Origin of the sequence: Pseudoalteromonas sp. PS1M3, from assembly GCF_016865405.1 — a bacterium.
Taxonomy (GTDB): Bacteria; Pseudomonadota; Gammaproteobacteria; order Enterobacterales; family Alteromonadaceae; genus Pseudoalteromonas; species Pseudoalteromonas marina.
The window spans coordinates 2808192-2826657 of sequence record NZ_AP022624.1 but is presented as its reverse complement, the minus strand read 5'-3'; the positions used below and the strand labels follow the sequence as shown (position 1 = coordinate 2826657).

The following is an 18466-nucleotide window of genomic DNA, read 5'->3' as shown; positions in this document are numbered from 1 at the left end:
ACTAAAGTGTTATTAATTAATGATTAAGTGACGTGATAACGCAAGTTAAACGTAACGCTATGGTGGCAGCTTTAATATGTATAAAGGCGTTGTTTTTTAAATTTAAAAAGGAAGTTGTGTTGTGAAAAATATGGTTGTTTTACTTTTAGGTATGTGGTTTTTAAGCGGGTGTACGACTACTAACAACATTGAGTTTCCTGTTGTTGAAAACAATGTTGCTTACTCTAAAGTAGCGTCGCTTAGTTTTGTAAATGCTAATGAAAAAGTACCTTACGGGAGTGATGAATCACAATTTGCATTACTGTGGCGCGCCACGCAAGCTGAGCAAAGTACATCAAAGCCGTTAGTTGTATTGCTACATGGTGGCTGTTGGCTAAGTGCATACGATATAAAACACAGCTATGCATTAAGCACAGGCTTAGCACAAGCAGGATTTAATGTGTGGTCGATGGAATATCGCCGCAGTGGTAAAAGCGGTGGCGGCTGGCCTGTAACTTTTGACGATATTAAAGCTGGTATTTTAGCATCCAGTGTCTACAACAGTGGCGAATTTAAATTGAATAATACAGTGGTTATTGGGCACTCGGCTGGTGGTCATTTAGCGTTACTAGCGGGTGGACAAATGAGTGAATTAAAAGGCGTCATTGGCCTTGCCCCCATTACCGATATTAAAGCCTATGCGGCAGGTACAAATAGCTGCCAAAAAGTCACTAAAGATTTTATGCAAGGTATGCCAAGCGATAAACCTAACGAATACACTCAGGCCAACCCAAGTGAGCAACCATTGCATCAACAAAGCATTATTTTACAAGGTGCGAATGACAGTATTGTTCCTGCGTATAATTTAGAGCAGCTTAATCGACCAGTAGATTTACTCGAAGGGGTGGGGCATTTTGATTGGATACACCCAGGTTCTGCTGCTTTTGGTACCTTAGTTAAACATTTAAACGGAATCGATAAATGAATTTTGATGATATTGTAGCGCTTGATAAAGCTGATGTGCTGGCAAGCAAGCGTGATGAATTTGATTTACCCGCTAACACTATTTATTTAGATGGTAACTCACTAGGTGCTTTACCTAAGGCGGTTAAAACCAGAGTGGCACAAGTAGTGAGCGAGCAGTGGGGAAGCCATTTAATTAGGAGCTGGAATGATCATCAATGGATTGATTTACCTACTCAGGTTGGTGAAAAAATAGCGCCCATAATTGGTGCTGAAAAAGGCCAAGTAATTTGTTGTGATTCGATTTCAATAAACTTATTTAAGCTTTTAAGCAGCGCGCTTATGTTAAACACTGGCCGCAGCAAAGTGTTGTCGACAAAAGATAATTTTCCGACCGATTTATACATGGTGCAAGGTTTAAGCGATTTATTAGGTACTGACTTATGCCAATTAAAACTAGTTGAAGAGCAATATATTGAACAAAACTTAACTGACGATATAGCGGTATTGTTACTTACCCAAGTTAACTTTAGAACTGGTAAGCTTTTGAATATGCAAAAGCTCACTGAGCTTGCCCATCAAAAAGGTATTTTAGTAATATGGGATTTAGCACACAGTGCAGGTGCATTGCCGGTTGAGCTGGATAAATGCAACGTTGATTTTGCAGTAGGCTGTGGCTACAAATATTTAAATGGTGGTCCTGGCTCACCTGCCTTTTTATACGTTGCCAAGCGCCACCAAAGTGCCGTTAAACAGCCATTGAGTGGTTGGATGGGGCATGCAAAGCCATTCGCGTTTGATGCTCAATACGAGTGTGCAGCAAGTATTAATCAGTATTTATGTGGTACGCCAAGTGTGATTGCTATGAGTGCGTTAGACGCTGCACTTGATGTGTGGGAAAGCGTAAAAATAAGCGATGTGAGGGCTAAGTCGATTGCTTTAGCCGATGTGTTTATTGCTTTAGTGCATTCGCATGCTAGCTTGGCTGATTTGCGCTTAAGCTCTACTGAAGATTCAATCCAACGCGGAAGCCAATTGGCTTTTTCGCATAATCACGCATTTGCTATTTGCCAAGCATTAATAGAAAAAGGCGTTATTGCTGATTTTAGAGCGCCTAATATTTTACGGTTTGGTTTTACGCCTTTGTACACCTCGTTTGAAGATGTGTGGAACGCGGTAAATACGTTAGTTGATGTAGTTACAACAAAGTTATACGCCGAGCCACGGTTTAACTTGGCGGGTAAAGTAACTTAATAAAGCGGGCTAATTGCTTTGGTTTATTTTGCTTAAGCAATTAGCCTCTAGCAGTATTACAAGGTTGCTAGTAACTATTGAAACTTAAAGTTTTTCATTGTGTGTTGCAGGGTTTCAGTGTTGAGTCGCATTTCATTAAATATTTCTTCTTGCTTACGTGCTGCTTCAACTTCGTGGTTGGCGTATTCAAATACGCTTGCAGCATCCACTGCTATATTTGACGCAACTGCCGACTGTTGTTCTGCGGCTGATGACACGTTCATGGCTAAGTTTTCGAGTACTTTACTTTGTGCATGTACTTGCTCGGATACCGCTCTTGCTTGATCAAATCGCTCTAAAGTGGCTTTTGATAATTTAGTACTTGCTACAATAGAGCTAACTACTTGGTCGCTGATAGACTGTAACTCGCCGAGCAAAGACGAAATTTTTTCTGATGATTCTTTACTGTTTCCTGCAAGGCTTCTTACTTCGTCGGCAACAACGGCAAACCCTCTACCATGCTCACCTGCTCTTGCTGCTTCAATAGCGGCATTGAGCGCGAGTAAATTAGTTTGCTCGGCAATGCTACTAATTGAATCTAAAATGGACGATATGCTCGCTACCTGCTGATCCATTTTACTTACCACTTCTTCTACGTCAGACATCCCCGTTGCAAGCTCAGTAATTGAGCTTTGGCTGAGTTTGTTATCTTCTATCAATAGACTGGCTTGTTTGTTTAACTCGTCACTAGAGCTGAGAGTTTCAGAAGCTGAGCCTGCTATTTCGCGGCTTGTTGCGGCCATTTCTTCTATTGCGGTGGCTATATTACTCGCCATAGCCAATGTTTTGTTTGAATCATCAAGGACTGTTTTTGTTGCATTACTCATATCGTCACTGAGTTTTGAGCCCGAATTTATTGAGTGGTCGAGCCCTAATAGCAGGTCTTTAAAAGCGAAAATAGTATTGTGGATAGCATTTGATATTTCGCCGAGTTCATCTTTACTTTTGAGCCTTATATCTATTGTTAGGTCGCCTTTTTCGGCTTTAAGTAAGAGTGACGTTAGTTGGCTTAGTTCCTTTTTGAGAGTACTTAATAAATGAAAGTTTAAGTATGCGATGATCACAAGTGTAACCAAAAAGTAGATAATAGTGAGTGTAAGCGTTGTATCGGCCGCTTCTTTTAGTTCAAGGCCATCTTTGTCAACAGTACTCCATTGGCTGTCTAGTACTTTTTTAATTTGAGTTATTTGTTGTGTTGCCATAGGAAACCACACAGAGGCTGCCGGCAAAGCTGTAAAGTTGGGCGATTCTGTGTTGAGCAATGTGTTTGTTATTGCATTAATTTTACGTGAGTCAGCACTTTGTATAATGCTGTTAAAGCTTTGTAATTGTTGGCCTTGCAAATTAGCTATTAAATATTGGTTGAGTAAATCTATTTCTGAATTGTATAAGGCAATATTTTGCTGTGTAACACTCGTTAACTGCTTTTTAGCTAAAGTGCCATTTATTTTTCCCCTATTTTGGCCCAAACGTTCTTTATATTGCGCGAGCAAAAAAGCAATATTTAGATCTTTAGATAATACCGGATGCTTTATTTGGCTACTCAGGTTAGCCGCTACATCGAGTGCAATTTGATTTAATTTACTGTAAAACGCGAAGGCACCAGGGGCTGCTTGTTTATCAACCTGGGTACGTAATGCCGCTTTTTTTGCATTGTGATCAAAAAGAATACTTAAATTTTTAGAGACCTTTGTAGAGTTTTTAGTTAGTTGATCACTTACCGACTTTAAATGCTGTATTGAACTATCTGCTTTTTGGCGTTGCGCGAGTACTTTGTTTTTAGCCTCGGCTGAACCACTTCCTAAAAATCCTGCAGTTAAGCCTCGCTCTACAGCATGGTTATGTGCCACTTTTTCCAGTGCATCTAACAAGCTAATTAATGCAATATCTTGCTGTAGTGTTTGCGACTCCTGCCATTTATTCGCTATGTTTTGTATCAACAATATAAAAATAAAAACCATTAATATGATTGATGTTAATAAAGAGAGCTGAATGATAGATAGTCGGCCAAGTAAGCGATTCATAGGGTTAGTCCTGTTGTGTATTTATCTCGGTATTTTGGCTAAACAAGGGTTAAGCAAATAAATAGTCATTAACTATTTAATACATAAAGCGTAGTGCAGTTTTTAATAAATTCACTTGAACAAGTGAGTTAATTTAGTAAATGGTGTTATGTGTGAGGTACTTAATCGCGGCTTGTTTACAAATTATTGCAATTTTGTAACCGTTTTGGTGGTGGCTATCTTGTTATTGCTTTTGCTAATTAGAGATAATGCTAGGTGAACCAATTTAACGGACTAATTAAAATGAATAAATTTATACTTACCCCGCTTGCTATTACACTTTCTTTAACGCTTAGCGCATGTGGTGGCTCTTCATCAGAAAGTAGCTCTGGCGGCTCGTCAAGCGGTGGCAACACTGCCCAACTTCAAACTATTGCTTTACAAACATTAACTCGCGAATGCGGGGCTGATTCTGCGTATCAAGCAGATGTTGTTTTTCATAATGATGATGGCGGTGCTATCGGTTCTGTTAAAACCGATGCAGAAGGTAAGTTTTCAGGTGAGTTACCCTCAGGCACCAAGCATGTATCAGTATTAGGTGATGTGTTTGATGAAGAAGACGGTGGTTATAAGCAAATTATCACTGAGCTTGATATTGATAATAGAACTAATTTAGGCACCTTTTATTTTAATGACTTCACAGGTGACTGTGGATGTACTGAATATAGTGTTGATACAACAGCGCTAAGTACGATTGCGTCTGATTACACAATATATCAATCACAAGGTAACGAAGTTTCGGGGTCTGTAAATGTTTGCCCGAATGATAATAAGCTTTATTTAACGGCGCTTTCTAGTTACTCAGTTGATGCAAAAGCTGCCGTTATTGATATACCGGTAAACTCATCAGTTATTACCCTAACAGATGAAGATTTTATTCATGACGGTGTTGAAGTTCCTGTTCAATTAGATATTGATGCTGATTATGCTAGTACTCGAGGTTATATAGAAGCTGATAATGCGTATAGGTTTGTTCAATATAGTGGTTCTGAAATATCAAACACGCTTTTTGTATTCCCAACAGTAACTGAGCATAATTTTTATGTGCAACTTGATTTTATGTCAGACCTTATGAATGTAGATGGTGTTGATGTTGAGTTTCAAAGCTATGCCCGAAGCGCAGTAGATACTAATGGTGATTATCAGCTGACCACACTTCCGATCGTTACTGACGATTTAGGGTTTAGTTTACTTCAATTTGCTGAAAACAATGATTCAAGTTTTGACTTTGGTAATGTTGACAATCGGTTTGCTCGCACAATATGGGGTTACAGCTTTTTAGTTGATGATTCTGCTGAAAGCCGATTTGATTGGACAATAAAAGCGGGCATAAGTGGTCAAATTCCAGATTTGTCTTTTGGTAGTGTGTTCCCTGAACCCACTGATGAGGTTATTTTAGAAGAGTTAACGGTATTGCTTTATGGCTATGCCGGTAATGCAACCGATGCAAACAGTTATGCAAAACTTTTAGATACGATGTCTGAAGGTGGGCATTTAACTAAGCCAGAGTTTAGTAATTATGTATATACATTTGTGAGTGCTGAAATATATTAGTCATTGCGTTTAGTTATGTATTAAAAGGCCACACTTGTGGCCTTTTAAAAATAATGTTTTAGCTTTCGGTCGACGTAAAAAGTTTATTGGGTAAAATCAATATTCTCAATTAGGTGTACCGTAACATCAGCACTGCACGTTACTGTTAAGTTACTTGCTTTAGTTGGTAGTGTTTGGCATTGCAAGTTTTTTACTTGTGCAATTCCAGCTGTTTGTGCGACGGCCTTTTCAGAAAAATCCTGTCTTGAATAGCGTGTGTTACTTTTGTTTGAGTCAACATTAATAACAGTCGTATTAGTCTTCGATGTTGAAGCAATAACAACACCGTTTACTTCCTCTGTAGCTAGTTGAACTATTTCTTTTTTGGCGCGTTCTCTTAAGCTTTTTACAGTTTCCTCATCATTACCCATCACCGTGGTAGATCTGTTTAATGTTTTAACGATAGGGTTATTATTAATATCTTTTTTGTAATGTATTTTAAAGCTACCACTCGATTTTTCGGTTTGCTGAGGTTTTATTTTATTGCTTTCAGCTAAAGGAATAACGATGTCGTATTCATTATTTTTACTGGAAGCACACCCCGCTAAAAAAGTAATTAGGATTAGCGGTAATATTTTCATTTTAGGCCTCTTTGTTTTTTATGCGCATCACTTAATACTTTGTAGTCTTCCACCTCTTTTATTGAATCAAGAATATCAAAGTTTCTAGGATCAATAAGATTCGCTTTTGTCATTAAGTCATAAGCTTCTGTATGTTTGCCCTGCATTAATTTTATTAAACCTTGGTTGTGAAGGGCTATGGCTTGATCTTCAATTGAATTACTATTTTGAGCAACTTGTTCAAAAATACTAAAAGCTTGGCTTAAACGGTCTTTTTTTACATACTCTATACCTAAATCAATATTTTCATCTTCCCCATTTAGGTAATTAAGTTTTACTAAAGAACGATATGGGGAAACTTGTTTAACAACAAAGTCAGCCGCCTTTTCTATTAAAAAGTCAGCAACTTCAGAGTCGGTCCGGAGCTTATCTTTTGCTTTACTTCTATTTTCGCTTGAGCTTTTTTCTTTACTGTAAGTAAATGTTTCAGAGGCACTATTTAGTGTTTGCTGGCCATAAATAACGTAATAAGTTAGGGTTAAAGTTTGTTTAACCGATGCATGATAGCTGTACCACGTTTCTTTTTTTCCTTCATGCTTTTCACTCCATGAATTACGCTCTACTCGAGATGGTGAGATTTCACCAACCAGCTTATAGGGGGAATTGGCATGTACCTTTACATATCCATGCCTCATTAATTTAGATTTTATTTTTGCCGAAAGCGCATTTCCCTTAATGTTATATTTATCGCCGTTAAAACCAACTACAGCAATATGATCAAGAGCAAGGCCTGACTTACTAGGCATATTCATTGTTGAATCAATTTCAACTTTTGAAGCGCAGCCAGTAAGTACAGCCAATAAACTAAAAAAGTATAATGAATGTGTGAATGTTTTTTTAATATTTAGCATCGCTTTTTCCATTTCCATGTTGAATGTGAAACTAACGCCTTTTTTGCTGGAAAGGCAATTAATCACCCGATAAGTGGTTTTAAATTTGGTCCATAGACTTATAAATAGGTTGACGCTCTAGCACCTTTTGTAAATACTTTTTTGTTTCTTCGTATGGAAGGTCTCTAATAAGCTTGTTATAGACCTCTTCAGGCGTCATTTTATTTATTATGTTAGAAGCTTTATTGATATTTCTTGAGTTATCGGTGTTAAAGGCTTTAGCTACGTTCCCTGCACCGGTGTTGTAAGCTGCAATCATGCAATAAAACCGACTTTGCTGATTACTTATTTTAGCCAAATAGCGTGTGTTTAAAAGGTGCATATATGCAACACCTGTTTCAATATTATTCTTTGGGTTGAATAAATACTCCTTGCTCATGATGTTCTTTTTCTTATGTAAAAAAAGATTAACATCAGCTCCTGCACTTATAGGCACAATCTGCATTAAACCAAAGGCGGGGATTGGAGATTCTGCTTGAGTATTAAAGTGACTTTCAGTATGGATAATCGAAAAAAGCAAACTCTCGGGCAACCGCCAATGCTTACTATGCTTACTAACGATATTTTTATAGGGGGCTGCTTTTTTTATAAAACTGCGATGGGCAAGCGGTATGGTGTAGGTGGTAACTCGTTTATTTTTTAGCTTTTCTCTTTGTTGCATCGCGTTAGCTCCTACTTGCGACGCTTTTAAGCTTTTTATACGCTGTGTTTTTTCTGATTCTATTTTTGCTATTTCTGAAGTCAATTTCTTTTTAGCGAGTGAATTTTCGCTATCTAGCTGAACAGGTGATGATACTTGTAAAGACATATCAAACACTTTTTCAACTTGTTGGCGAGCTTCAATAGCTTGCTTATTTATTTTATTAATTTCTTTTTCTATCAATGCTTCAGGCTGTGTAATCAATTCAACCTGCGTTTCAACGGGAGAGATATTTTCTATATTTTTTTTAAGTATCTTAAATGAAGTGCTATTTATTTTGCTCGCTACCACTTCATTAGTATTTAACGCACTTTTTAGAGCGTTACTGATATCTTTTGTAGAAACATGTTCTTGCTCGTTGTGCAAAATGCTAATACTTATCTGGTCATTCTCATAGTCAATAGTGGTTTTTGCTTTGTTATCAGGGCTATAGTAGGTCGTTTGACTAGAAAGCTGAGGATCTGTTTCACCCCACGTGTTAATGAGCTTGTCGCGTATATCATCAAGTTTTTTAAAATGTTTGCGTCTAAAATCTTGATATTCAGATAAGTAGGTTTCTTTCCAGTCGTTAAACTCTTTTAGTTCTTCTGCACTGCCTTCTTTTTCTAAAGCGGCCATTTCTTGCTCTAGCTGCTCAAATGGGTCATTTGTTTGTTGAGCTGAAACTTCCGTTACATTTAGCATTAAGGTGGTAAATAGTGGTACATATAAATTAAGTTTGAATAAACTCATAAAAAAACCTTTATCAACTTTTTGTTAATGTTTGGTACTCAAATCGGGTGAGTAAGGACTCTGCAACAATTTTGCTCTCTAATTCACTGACTGCATAATAGTTGGGCTTTATCTTCGCTCGTAATGATTCAACTTCCTTTTTCAACTCATTAAGGTTATCTGAATAGGTAGCCAAAGAATCCATCGTGTTAATACTTGTTTTTATTGTTGCTAAATACTTCTCTGGTACTTTTACGGAGCCAGGAACTGCGGCGTAGCCAATAAACCCTTTGGATAAAGAAAGAAACATTTTTTCTTTACCAAGATTTTGAGATTCTAGATAATAAGTCAAGTTACGATTGTCAAAGCTGTATTCAAATTCACTTGAATTTTTCTCTAAAATTGTTGATTCGCCCAGTGGGCCCGAGAAAGGTATCTCAGGAGAAAAATCTGAAATACGTGACACTACGGAGTAACCATTAATACGCTTGTCAGAGGTGATGACAGTAAAGATAAACTTTTTTCTAATGTAATAGTAAAACTCAACATCAATATCTATTCGTGACCTTTTTACTGCGTTAGGCTCCCCTAGAAATGTTTTGATGTAAGCGATGCTATTACCTATGTTAACTTTATCTATCTGCTTATACTGAACTTTATGTGTAAAGTTCTCTACGAACGCAGAGTAAGCACTTTTAAGAACATCTTTTGTATCACCCCACTGTCCAATAGAAATCAATATAGCGGCTATCATTAAGATAGAGCTTTGTACTTTTTTCCAGGTTGATGTTTGATTATTATTTTCTGTCATATTTTTACTTATAATAGAAAACTTCACGCATAGTAATTTGGTGAAGTTTTTTGACCGACAACTATGCAATTAATTGGTTAGTTTTTTTATTTCTTGATCTAGGTCGTTTTCGGCTTTTTTGGCTTTGAATTCTTGATACAAAAACTTTTCGTCAGCGGGGTTTATGGTTCGTTGACTTTGTTTAAGAATGTCATTGAATAAGGATTTTGTTTGATTTGGTTCAAGGGCTGTAAGTACACAAAAATGATCTTTTCCAGATATATTAACAATATCCGATTTTATTAGCCTAGAGCCCTGCAATTTTTGCTTGGTTAGTTGCTTTGAAACAGAACTAAAGCTTGTACCAACAGTAGTATCGTCGTTTGCGTCTGTACGATTGCTATATGTTTTTTCAAGCCCTTCAATACGTGTTTCTATTTGTTGTGCTAGCGCTAGACGACTGTTTGCTGTTGCGAGTTTTTTATCAATAGATAAGTTGCCTGAGAACTTCACACAATCTGTCGCGGCAATGCCTTCACTTACATGAGGGTTTAAAACCCAGTCAGGTAGATTTGAAACAGGTGTACTTGCGCTTTTTTCTGCAACTGTATTACAGCCAGCAATAACAACAACGGCAACAGATGTTAATAATGTGCGGGATATTTTCATATAGTCACTAACCTTGTAGTTAATTTAGGTGAAAATTTAAGCAGACACTAATTGTATGTTTGTAGAATAGTTTTATTTGTGTAAAGGAGGGAATGAAAAACTGCATTATTTGATTGCCTCCATGCTTAAATCGCTAGTTTTAAAGAATAAACCAAATTATTAATAATTAATATAGATTAGTGTTTTTAAATAATTTTTAATACGCACAGGTATTTAAATTCTTTAACAGAAACAACTTTATGTTTTTAAGTACTATACCTAGTTGAAAGTTTAAGAGCGTGCCACTTACGCCGTTTCCCAATATGGGATTTCGCCATAATACTTTATAAAAAAGTCGATAAATGCACGTACTTTTGGTGCAAGCAATCGGGAGCTTGGGTATACAGCCCAAATAGCGGCATTAGAATCCATGGGGTAATCTTTCAGTATTTGAACTAGGGTGCCTTCTTTTAATGCGTTTTGGGCGCACCAAATAGACGAAATAGTAATACCTGCATCATTAATACACGCATCCCTGATCGACTCTCCATTATCAATACGAATACTGCCTTTTATCTTAACTTTTTCAATGCCATTTGGCGTTTTAAAGCTCCAGTAGTCAATCCCAATTAATTTAATACAATTATGGTTGAGAAGGTCCTGTGGTGTTTTTGGTTCTCCGTGTTCTGCTATGTAGCCTGGTGAGGCGCATATAATTCTATGGTCGCGGGCTAACTTTCTGGCTACGAGGGTTGAATCGTTAAGCTCGGCATTTCTGATAGCGATATCAAAACCACCTTCTACCATGTCTACAATACTATCGCTTTGTCTTAAATCCACTTTAAGCTCAGGGTGCTGATCAACAAAAGCTTTAAGTGCGGGCACTATATGCATACGACCAAATGAGGAAGGGGCTGCAACACGAATCGTGCCTTGGGGGGTAAAAGAGCCTGCGCCTACAGCTGCTTTTGCACTATTTATAGCATTTAATATTTCTTCAGCGTGAGGTAAAAACTCTCGGCCTTCTTCAGTTAAAGATACTCGCCTTGTTGTACGGTGAATTAGTTTTACACCAAGCGATTCCTCAAGCTTAATAATATGCATGCTAGCTACCGGCGGCGAAAGGCCAAGTTCCGCGCCTGCTGAACTAATATTGTGTGTAGAGGCGACTCGAACGAATAACTTTAGGTGTTCATTGTTCATTATTAAAGCCTATTATTAATTAAATTTTAAAACTAGCTGTTCATTTGAGTGTATTATCATGGGTATCTCTTGTAAATATACTGGCTGTTTAAACTAAACAAGGGGGTACCGTAAATGCCAGCAGCATGGCGAAATACTAGCTAACCCTGCAACAATTATTGATGAAGGGCGCCTATTGCCTGTGTTAGACAACATTGAATTTAATCTTGAGGATGCAGGTAAAACGCATGATGGCCTTGCTAGTGGTGAAGGTATGGGGAAAGTGGTTATTTCACTATAAATTGTCGTGTCGGCTTAAGCCGAGCACTTATTAAATGTGCCCGGCTTTTTTATTATTTATAGGCAAAATTACTCTACAAAGGTTTACGGTTTAATAGTCATAAGTTCAATTGAGATCTATTTGTTTTGATAAAAATAACGTAGTTAAGTCTGTTATTTTTATCAGGGCTTCTTTATCTGCGTGGGTCCATGATATTTTCGATCCAATACTTTCACAGCAAATCACGCCTAGTGCCTTATTATCTTTAAAATAAATGTAGTCAAGTAGTGAGTAAATATCGTATGGCTCAAAATAGCTTTTGGTAAAGCCTTTTGTAACTTCGTGATTTCTTGCATCGGGGGCATCAAGTATTTGGTGGCTTAGTATGTAGTTAAAGTAATCTGGGTAGTCTTTTGCTGTTAATACTGAGTCAAGAATGACTTCATCGTTCTCATCAAGGCACATTAAGCAATTTATCTCAGAGTATTCTTCATTAAACAGCCATAAGCTGACTCTGTTGGCCGCAGGTATTAATCTTTTTAGTTCACGGCATGTTTGTTTAAGTTTATGTTCTCTTTTAATGCTCGGGTCACTAATTTTTATTGCTAAGTCTTTGAGATTTTCGTTGTTTGGATTGTAAACATTAAGCAAGCTGTTCAAGCTATCTTTATTAAATGGCTTAGTTAAATAACCGTCCATGCCAATATTTAGGTAATGCTCAATATCTTGTTTCATTGTGTTGGCAGTCATGGCAATGATAGGTATTGATTTACCGTTTTTCAGTGCTCTTATGGCCTTGGTTGCTTCAACTCCATCCATTACTGGCATTTGAATATCCATAAAGATTAAATCAACGTGGTTGTTAACAAAGTAATCAACACACTCTTTACCGTTTTCAGTAAAAATCACTTGAGTGTTGTGCGCTTTTAACATTTTATTGACGACGATTTGATTTATTTTATTATCTTCCGCAACTAAAATAGCACAGCCTTGTAAATCAGTTACTTCTTTGTTTTTCTTTAGCAAACTATCTAAAATCGATGCTTCAAAGCTTTGCTGATAAATAAATGTAGAGCCTTCATTTTCTTGGCTGGTAAAACTGATTTTCCCACCCATTAAATGACTTAACTTATTACAAATGGAAAGGCCTAACCCTGTACCACCAAATTTACGAGAGGTAGATGAGTCAGCTTGATGAAATTCTTTAAATAAGTTTGCTTGTGCTGCTTTGTTTATCCCTATACCTGTATCTATGACCTTAAATGCTATGTTCTGTGTATTTAAAGAGTGGCCTTTTAAGTTAATTATTAAATCAACGTGCCCAGCTTGAGTAAATTTAATTGCATTTGAGCATAGGTTATTTAATATTTGCGATATTCTTAGTGGGTCACCTTTTAATGTTTCAGCCACTTTTTTATCTATTGATACATTAAACTTTATACCTCTATCAGAGGCTTGTTTTTTTAGTGGCTCAATTACACCATTAACAACGTCTTTAAGGTTAAAGTCGATATGTTCAATATCTAATTTTCCAGCTTCTATTTTTGAAAAATCTAAAATATCATTCACTATATTGGATAAAATATTGGCTGAGTTTAGAATACTTTTTAGCGCAATATCTTTTTCACTATTACTGCTGTCAGATAAGCCAAATTCGGCCAAGTTTAAGATACCGTGAAGTGGTGTTCTTAGCTCATGCGACATATTAGCTAAAAATTTACCTTTTAAATTATTGGATGTATCTGATTCAGCTTTTAGTTTTTCAAGCTCTTGAATATGAGTTTTTTGCTGTTCTAATGCTTTACTTAGTTCTCTGTTTTTTAGCCTTAACTCTAATTGGGCTATTACCTCTTTACTTAAAATAGTTAACGCACTAATTTGTTTTTTAGTTAATTTTTTAGGTTTATCACTAATTACACATAAAGTACCAATTGTACTGCCTTGCGGTGTGATAAGGGGGGCACCTGCATAAAAGCGAATGTTTGGATCGTTGGTTACTAAAGGGTTGTCGTGAAAACGCTCATCAAGTAAAGCATTTTGTATTTCAAATACTTGGTCTTGCAAAATAGCATGGGAGCAAAACGCAATATCACGCTCTGTTTCAGTCGCATCAATACCGTATTTTGATTTAAACCATTGTCTTTGCGGATCGACTAAGCTTATAAGTGATATGGGGGTATCACATATATCTGAGGCAAGTTGAGTTAAGTCATCAAATACTTTTTCTGCTTCTGTATCTAATATTTCGTACTCATATAATGCTTTTAATCGAGATTGTTCATCCGCTGGAATTCGCGCTTTTTGCATAGTAATACCTAATGTTTATATAGCGTTACTATAGAAGTAAAGTGAACTGAATGACAACTTTTAACTACAAGTTACAATAAAGAGACAAATATTCGTTAGCTTTATTATAGACAGCCCGCCATTTACAAAAAGTTATTGATTTACATTAAGCTCAATAAAATAAGTTGAAAGGTTAATTAATCAGTTATAAAAATTTACGGCCCCTTATTAGTGACAAGAACGGTAAGCACTGTACCTTTGAAATTAAACCAACCAAGCATTCATATATTGTTTATTTTAATGAATTTTAAATGTCATTAGATATTTCATTTAGTTTACAGTTTTGGTGTAACCCCTTATTGAGTAATTTAAGTTGGCAAATCTACTTTAAACTTTCAATTAGCTTTAGCTTACTTTTAAAATTTAACTTTACATGAATGTAGCGAGCTAGTGTGGCAATTAGTACCAAAGTGCCAATACCTACTTGTGTGAGCCATATTGTTGTGTAGTTGTACATTAAAATGCTCACGGCCGCAGTGATGCAAAGTGCTGCCCACAAAATGGAACAGCCTATAAGGTTTAAGCGCCAATAGTTTATTTGATTAATGAGCTGCTGCTTTTTAAAAAGTAGTAAACCATTAACATCTAGGGTGTGTGTTTTTATTAGCTTTTTGCGCTGAATAAATGCCCATACTGAAAACCCAATTGGTAACGGAGTTAAAATTGCATATAACACTTGCTCAAGAGTGCTAGTTGCTTCAAAAACTAATGCATAGATACAAAATAAGCTAACAAATGCGCCAGCAACAAAGTCTAACCATGCTTTAATTGATTGTTTTTTTCTAGCCGATGTAATTTGGCTCAGTAGTGCGGCAGTATCCAGTTTTGGAGTCGCATTTTTATAGTCTTTTTGCCATTGTTCTAATAGTGGATCCATAATTATTATTGCTCCATTAGCTTTTGAAGTTGCACACGTGCGCGGCTAGCGCGCTTGGCAACGTTCGCTTCGTTTAGACCTAACGTATGTGCTATTTCGGCTTGGTTAAAACCTTCTAATTGAAGAGAAATAACTTGCCTAAATTTTAATGGTAGCCGTCTCATCGCTGTCATTAAATCATACGTGTTATCGCTGTGTTGGTGAGAATCAGTACTAACCAAGTCAAGTAAAGGGTCGCTTAAATTATGACGATCTTGGCGACGTGTTTCTTTTAAAACATGATCGACAGCACGGTTGTGTGCGACCCTAGCAATAAAGGTCTTCATACTTGAATCGCCTCTAAAGTTTTCTACTGCATGCCAAACAGCTAACGATATATCTTGCAGTAGGTCTTCTCTAAGTGCTTGGTCTGCTTCATGTGTTGTAGCAATACGCGCCATTAAAGGTGCGTATTGCAATAGTATCTCATGAATATGATCCCTTTTTTCCACTAGTCTTCCTTGTTTTTGATAAATACACTTCTATAAGCAATATAGCTTATACACGTGAGTATAGGACCCGTAATAATCGCACTTAATAAAAAAGTATAAGGAGCTAACAATAGACTTAAGAAAGAAATTAGCGCGATTAAACACATTGGTTTAAACGCATAGAAAAAAGCATTTAGGCTACTTTTTAATGCTTGCAGTACATTTTTATCACCAAGTAAAACACAATAGCCTGCAAAACTGACAGGCAGTGTAACAGGAATAACCGAGGCAAAAATAATACCTAGTTGCCATTGGGTAACTTCAGTAGGCTGCGAAAATAAAAGTAAATTTATGCCATCATTTCCTAGTAAAAGCTTTGCTACAAATAACTGAATAAAAAAAGCAGATGCTAAAATTGCTGAAAGCGGAATCATGCTTAGCCAGTTTTTAGCTTTAAAAATCGACTTCAATGAAAATACTTTTTGAGTGGCCAAATGGTGAATGACGATAACAGCGCTACTGCCCACAAAAGTGGCAGCCCATTTGGAGGCTAGCATGCCATAAGGGGCGGGTAATATTTGAAGAATACCTTCAATAATTAAAGGAAGCAGTAAAAATAAAAAAAGTTTTACAGGTGCTTGCTTAAAAAGTGAAAAACCGTCTTTAAGCCATTGATTAGCTTTATTAGCGGGTAAACTATGTAGTGGAGTTACTGTTAATGTATTCATAATTACTCTCCTTTTGATTGTTATGTTATTAGTCGATAACAATGAGAATAACCTGACATTTTATTTTTAATTAAAGTAAAAAATTTAAAACACAAAAATAGATTTATAATTAGATTAACTTACACCACAAGCAGGATATAAATTAAGCACTTCAGTAACTACTTGACCAAATAGAGCTTGTTCTTGCTTTGACAAATTAATAGTTGGGTCAAATTTCATGATATCTGCGGGTCGTGAAGTAATTATTTCTGAAAAAGTCATTGCTGTTAATACATTGCCTGCATAAGAGGCATGGTTGCCATCATCCATATGTAGTTTTGCATTTGGCATTAACACTAAAAGCCTGTTCCAAACAAGGCCAATAGGAGCTACGCAGCTAGGTTGTTTAGCGCTTATTGATAAATGTAAGTCGTATACACGCTGGCCTTCTTCAGGGTTGCCTCTTTGTGGGTGTTCAGGAAATAAAATAGGTGTGATATTTTGTGCCTTAGCTGATGAAATTAAATGCTCAGCGGCATCAGTAGGGTAAGTTGTTAAACCAGACTGAGAGTATTTTTGGCCTTGAAAAATGGCATGGCTTAGATTTTTGTTTTTAAGTTTGTCTACGTTTGCCCTAATACTCACAATATTATCTAAAAAAGGTCCCGACACTGTGGTTGTTTGAACTGACTTATCTGGGTATTGGTTTTCGATTATATGCTCAATGATCCGCCCTAACTGACTGCTGTGACTATTGCCATAAATAATAATGTTGTAATTATCTTCGATATTGTTTTGTGTAATTGGAGTCGGACTTTCACTTGTATTTGATTGCGGAACTTTGGTATTACTGCTGCCTGAACCGCAGGCTGATAAAAATATTAAAGAAAAAAGCCAAAATTGTTTAGGGGTATTAAAACTTATCATACTAATTTGTACCAATATTGAAAACTACTTACTGATACTAGTAGGTTAATTCTTATGCCACAAGTTCTTGCACGGCTCAAATACCTTAGTGATATTTTGTTTTATGATTTAAACAAAAAGCCCAGCAAAAATGCTGGGCTAAGGTACTTAGGTAATAAAGGTATTATTGCGTTAATTCACCAGTAGCTGACTCTATGTGTGCTCTTACAAACCACTGAAATTGCTCAAGATCGGCAAGTTGGCTTATTAACATATCTTCAGATACTGGGTCTAAATCTGATACCGTTTCGATGGCTTTACGGTGATCGGCATTAATGCCGTTGTACACTTTATCTAACGCGCCTAAATGCTCGGTAACAAGTCCTTTACCTAATGAATATTCGTTCCATGTACGGCGGTCAACAATTGACTTAGGTGTCCCTACTGGTATGCCGCCTAAAGTGGCAATACGCTCGGCTATTGTATCTGTCATTTCGCGCACAGCTTCAACCTGAGGGTCTAGCATTTCATGCACACCTATAAAATTAGGACCAACAACATTCCAATGAATATGTTTTAGTGTTAATTGAAGATCTATAAGTGCAACCATGCGGTTATCTAAGGCTGCGATAGTTTTTTCAGCTGATTCGTTGCTCATACCTGGTGCAGTAAATTTAGCTTGCTTATTTGTATTGCTCATAACTTCTCCTACTTAACTATTTAATATTTTCACGTAGTCCTTTACGTAATAAATACGTGATAATTGTATGAAGCAATCAATATGCCGAAAGTTAAACTAAATAAAATTGTTTTAAATCAGTTGCTTGTGTTTTTGCTTTTGTTTGGTTTTTTATTAATATGAGGTGGTTATGAAAAGTCTGCATCTTTTTGTAAAATTTGCAGACCAAACAGATTTGCTGAAACTAAACTAGAATATTTTTAACGGGTGTATTCATGTGCCTTTAGTAATTCAAGCGGTATTACTTCAAGCGATTTTTTATTAGTGGCCTGCAAGATTACTGGCGGCGCAACGTTTGCTTGTTGCGCATGGAGCCATCTTATTGCGCATAAACACCATTTGTCGCCAGCTTTTAAGCCTTCAAAATCGTAAAGTGGATTGGGCGTTATGAGATCATTACCTTGTGACTTCGAAAACTGTAAAAATTCTTCGGTCATAATTGCACACACACTATGATTACCGCGATCAGAGTCTGGTACATAGCAAAAACCCTCGCGAGTATACCCGCCATTCCCACAGCATAACTGTAACCGGGTATCCAGAACGTTAAATTGATTTGCCATTAGGTGCCTTAAGTCATTATGTTTAATACAGTAAAAATTACTTTATCAGGCGCTAAAAAGTATAGCTACTAAAGTGAGGATGTTTAATTATGACTTTTTAAAAAAATCGGGGCACTTAAATGCAGGGAGGAGGGGAAAAGTATTAT

Annotated in this window: 18 protein-coding genes; 4 read left to right on the top strand and 14 right to left on the bottom strand. The window is 36.6% G+C overall.

What is annotated here, in order from left to right:
* Nucleotides 1-121: 121 nt before the first annotated feature.
* Together PS1M3_RS13120 and kynU are read left to right on the top strand one after the other, a co-directional pair.
* Nucleotides 122-964: a S9 family peptidase gene (locus tag PS1M3_RS13120; protein WP_203984741.1), complete on the top strand. Its 843-nt coding sequence runs from the start codon at nt 122-124 to the stop codon at nt 962-964.
* Complete coding sequence (kynU, locus tag PS1M3_RS13115) at nt 961-2196, top strand: kynureninase (protein WP_203984739.1); 1236 nt, start codon at nt 961-963, stop codon at nt 2194-2196. Before PS1M3_RS13120 ends, kynU begins: the two co-directional genes overlap by 4 nt.
* Before the next feature lie 74 nt (nt 2197-2270).
* Here the strand turns inward: kynU and PS1M3_RS13110 are convergent, their stop codons facing one another.
* The gene (locus PS1M3_RS13110) at nt 2271-4259 is read right to left on the bottom strand and encodes a methyl-accepting chemotaxis protein (RefSeq protein ID WP_203984736.1); all 1989 of its coding nucleotides are present in this window, start codon (nt 4257-4259) and stop codon (nt 2271-2273) included.
* A gap of 282 nt (nt 4260-4541) precedes the next feature.
* Here PS1M3_RS13110 and PS1M3_RS13105 point away from each other — a divergent pair, with 282 nt between their 5' ends.
* Nucleotides 4542-5852: a hypothetical protein gene (locus PS1M3_RS13105; protein ID WP_203984734.1), complete on the top strand. Its 1311-nt coding sequence runs from the start codon at nt 4542-4544 to the stop codon at nt 5850-5852.
* Between the two features lie 83 nt (nt 5853-5935).
* On the opposite strand, the gene PS1M3_RS13100 is transcribed toward PS1M3_RS13105, so the two are convergent.
* The 6 genes from PS1M3_RS13100 to PS1M3_RS13075 form a co-directional block, all read right to left on the bottom strand.
* Complete coding sequence (locus PS1M3_RS13100; protein ID WP_008128829.1) at nt 5936-6472, bottom strand: hypothetical protein; 537 nt, start codon at nt 6470-6472, stop codon at nt 5936-5938.
* Nucleotides 6469-7362, bottom strand: coding sequence for a hypothetical protein (locus PS1M3_RS13095; RefSeq protein WP_235591583.1), 894 nt, complete (start codon nt 7360-7362; stop codon nt 6469-6471). The genes PS1M3_RS13100 and PS1M3_RS13095 overlap by 4 nt, the downstream gene beginning before the upstream one ends.
* 79 nt (nt 7363-7441) lie before the next feature.
* Entirely contained in the window at nt 7442-8833 is a 1392-nt protein-coding gene (locus PS1M3_RS13090; protein ID WP_203984732.1) for a transglycosylase SLT domain-containing protein, read from the bottom strand.
* Nucleotides 8834-8846: 13 nt separating this feature from the next.
* Nucleotides 8847-9623, bottom strand: a complete 777-nt coding sequence (locus tag PS1M3_RS13085; RefSeq protein ID WP_138740146.1) for an ETEC_3214 domain-containing protein — start codon at nt 9621-9623, stop codon at nt 8847-8849.
* Nucleotides 9624-9692: 69 nt separating this feature from the next.
* A complete protein-coding gene (locus tag PS1M3_RS13080) occupies nt 9693-10271 on the bottom strand; it encodes a hypothetical protein (RefSeq protein ID WP_010555722.1) in 579 nt (192 codons plus the stop codon).
* Between the two features lie 285 nt (nt 10272-10556).
* Nucleotides 10557-11453, bottom strand: a complete 897-nt coding sequence (locus tag PS1M3_RS13075) for a LysR family transcriptional regulator (protein WP_203984731.1) — start codon at nt 11451-11453, stop codon at nt 10557-10559.
* Nucleotides 11454-11634: 181 nt separating this feature from the next.
* Between PS1M3_RS13075 and PS1M3_RS20075 the strand changes: the two genes are divergently transcribed.
* Nucleotides 11635-11733, top strand: coding sequence for a hypothetical protein (locus PS1M3_RS20075; protein ID WP_010555724.1), 99 nt, complete (start codon nt 11635-11637; stop codon nt 11731-11733).
* A gap of 105 nt (nt 11734-11838) precedes the next feature.
* On the opposite strand, the gene PS1M3_RS13065 is transcribed toward PS1M3_RS20075, so the two are convergent.
* The 7 genes from PS1M3_RS13065 to PS1M3_RS13035 all read right to left on the bottom strand — a co-directional run bounded on the left by PS1M3_RS13065 (nt 11839) and on the right by PS1M3_RS13035 (nt 18320).
* Nucleotides 11839-14019 (bottom strand): response regulator, encoded by a 2181-nt coding sequence (locus PS1M3_RS13065; RefSeq protein WP_203984730.1) that lies wholly within the window; start codon nt 14017-14019, stop codon nt 11839-11841.
* Nucleotides 14020-14380: 361 nt separating this feature from the next.
* Entirely contained in the window at nt 14381-14935 is a 555-nt protein-coding gene (locus PS1M3_RS13060) for a hypothetical protein (protein WP_203984728.1), read from the bottom strand.
* Between the two features lie 5 nt (nt 14936-14940).
* Nucleotides 14941-15426: an RNA polymerase sigma factor gene (locus tag PS1M3_RS13055; RefSeq protein ID WP_010555728.1), complete on the bottom strand. Its 486-nt coding sequence runs from the start codon at nt 15424-15426 to the stop codon at nt 14941-14943.
* Nucleotides 15426-16133 (bottom strand): hypothetical protein, encoded by a 708-nt coding sequence (locus tag PS1M3_RS13050; protein ID WP_203984726.1) that lies wholly within the window; start codon nt 16131-16133, stop codon nt 15426-15428. Before PS1M3_RS13050 ends, PS1M3_RS13055 begins: the two co-directional genes overlap by 1 nt.
* 114 nt (nt 16134-16247) lie before the next feature.
* Nucleotides 16248-17039, bottom strand: coding sequence for a hypothetical protein (locus tag PS1M3_RS13045; RefSeq protein ID WP_203984724.1), 792 nt, complete (start codon nt 17037-17039; stop codon nt 16248-16250).
* A 163-nt stretch (nt 17040-17202) separates the two neighbouring features.
* Nucleotides 17203-17718 (bottom strand): DNA starvation/stationary phase protection protein Dps, encoded by a 516-nt coding sequence (gene dps, locus PS1M3_RS13040; protein WP_058428400.1) that lies wholly within the window; start codon nt 17716-17718, stop codon nt 17203-17205.
* A 239-nt stretch (nt 17719-17957) separates the two neighbouring features.
* On the bottom strand, nt 17958-18320 hold the full coding sequence (locus tag PS1M3_RS13035; RefSeq protein ID WP_006791812.1) for a DUF2237 family protein: 363 nt from the start codon (nt 18318-18320) through the stop codon (nt 17958-17960).
* Nucleotides 18321-18466: the final 146 nt, after the last annotated feature.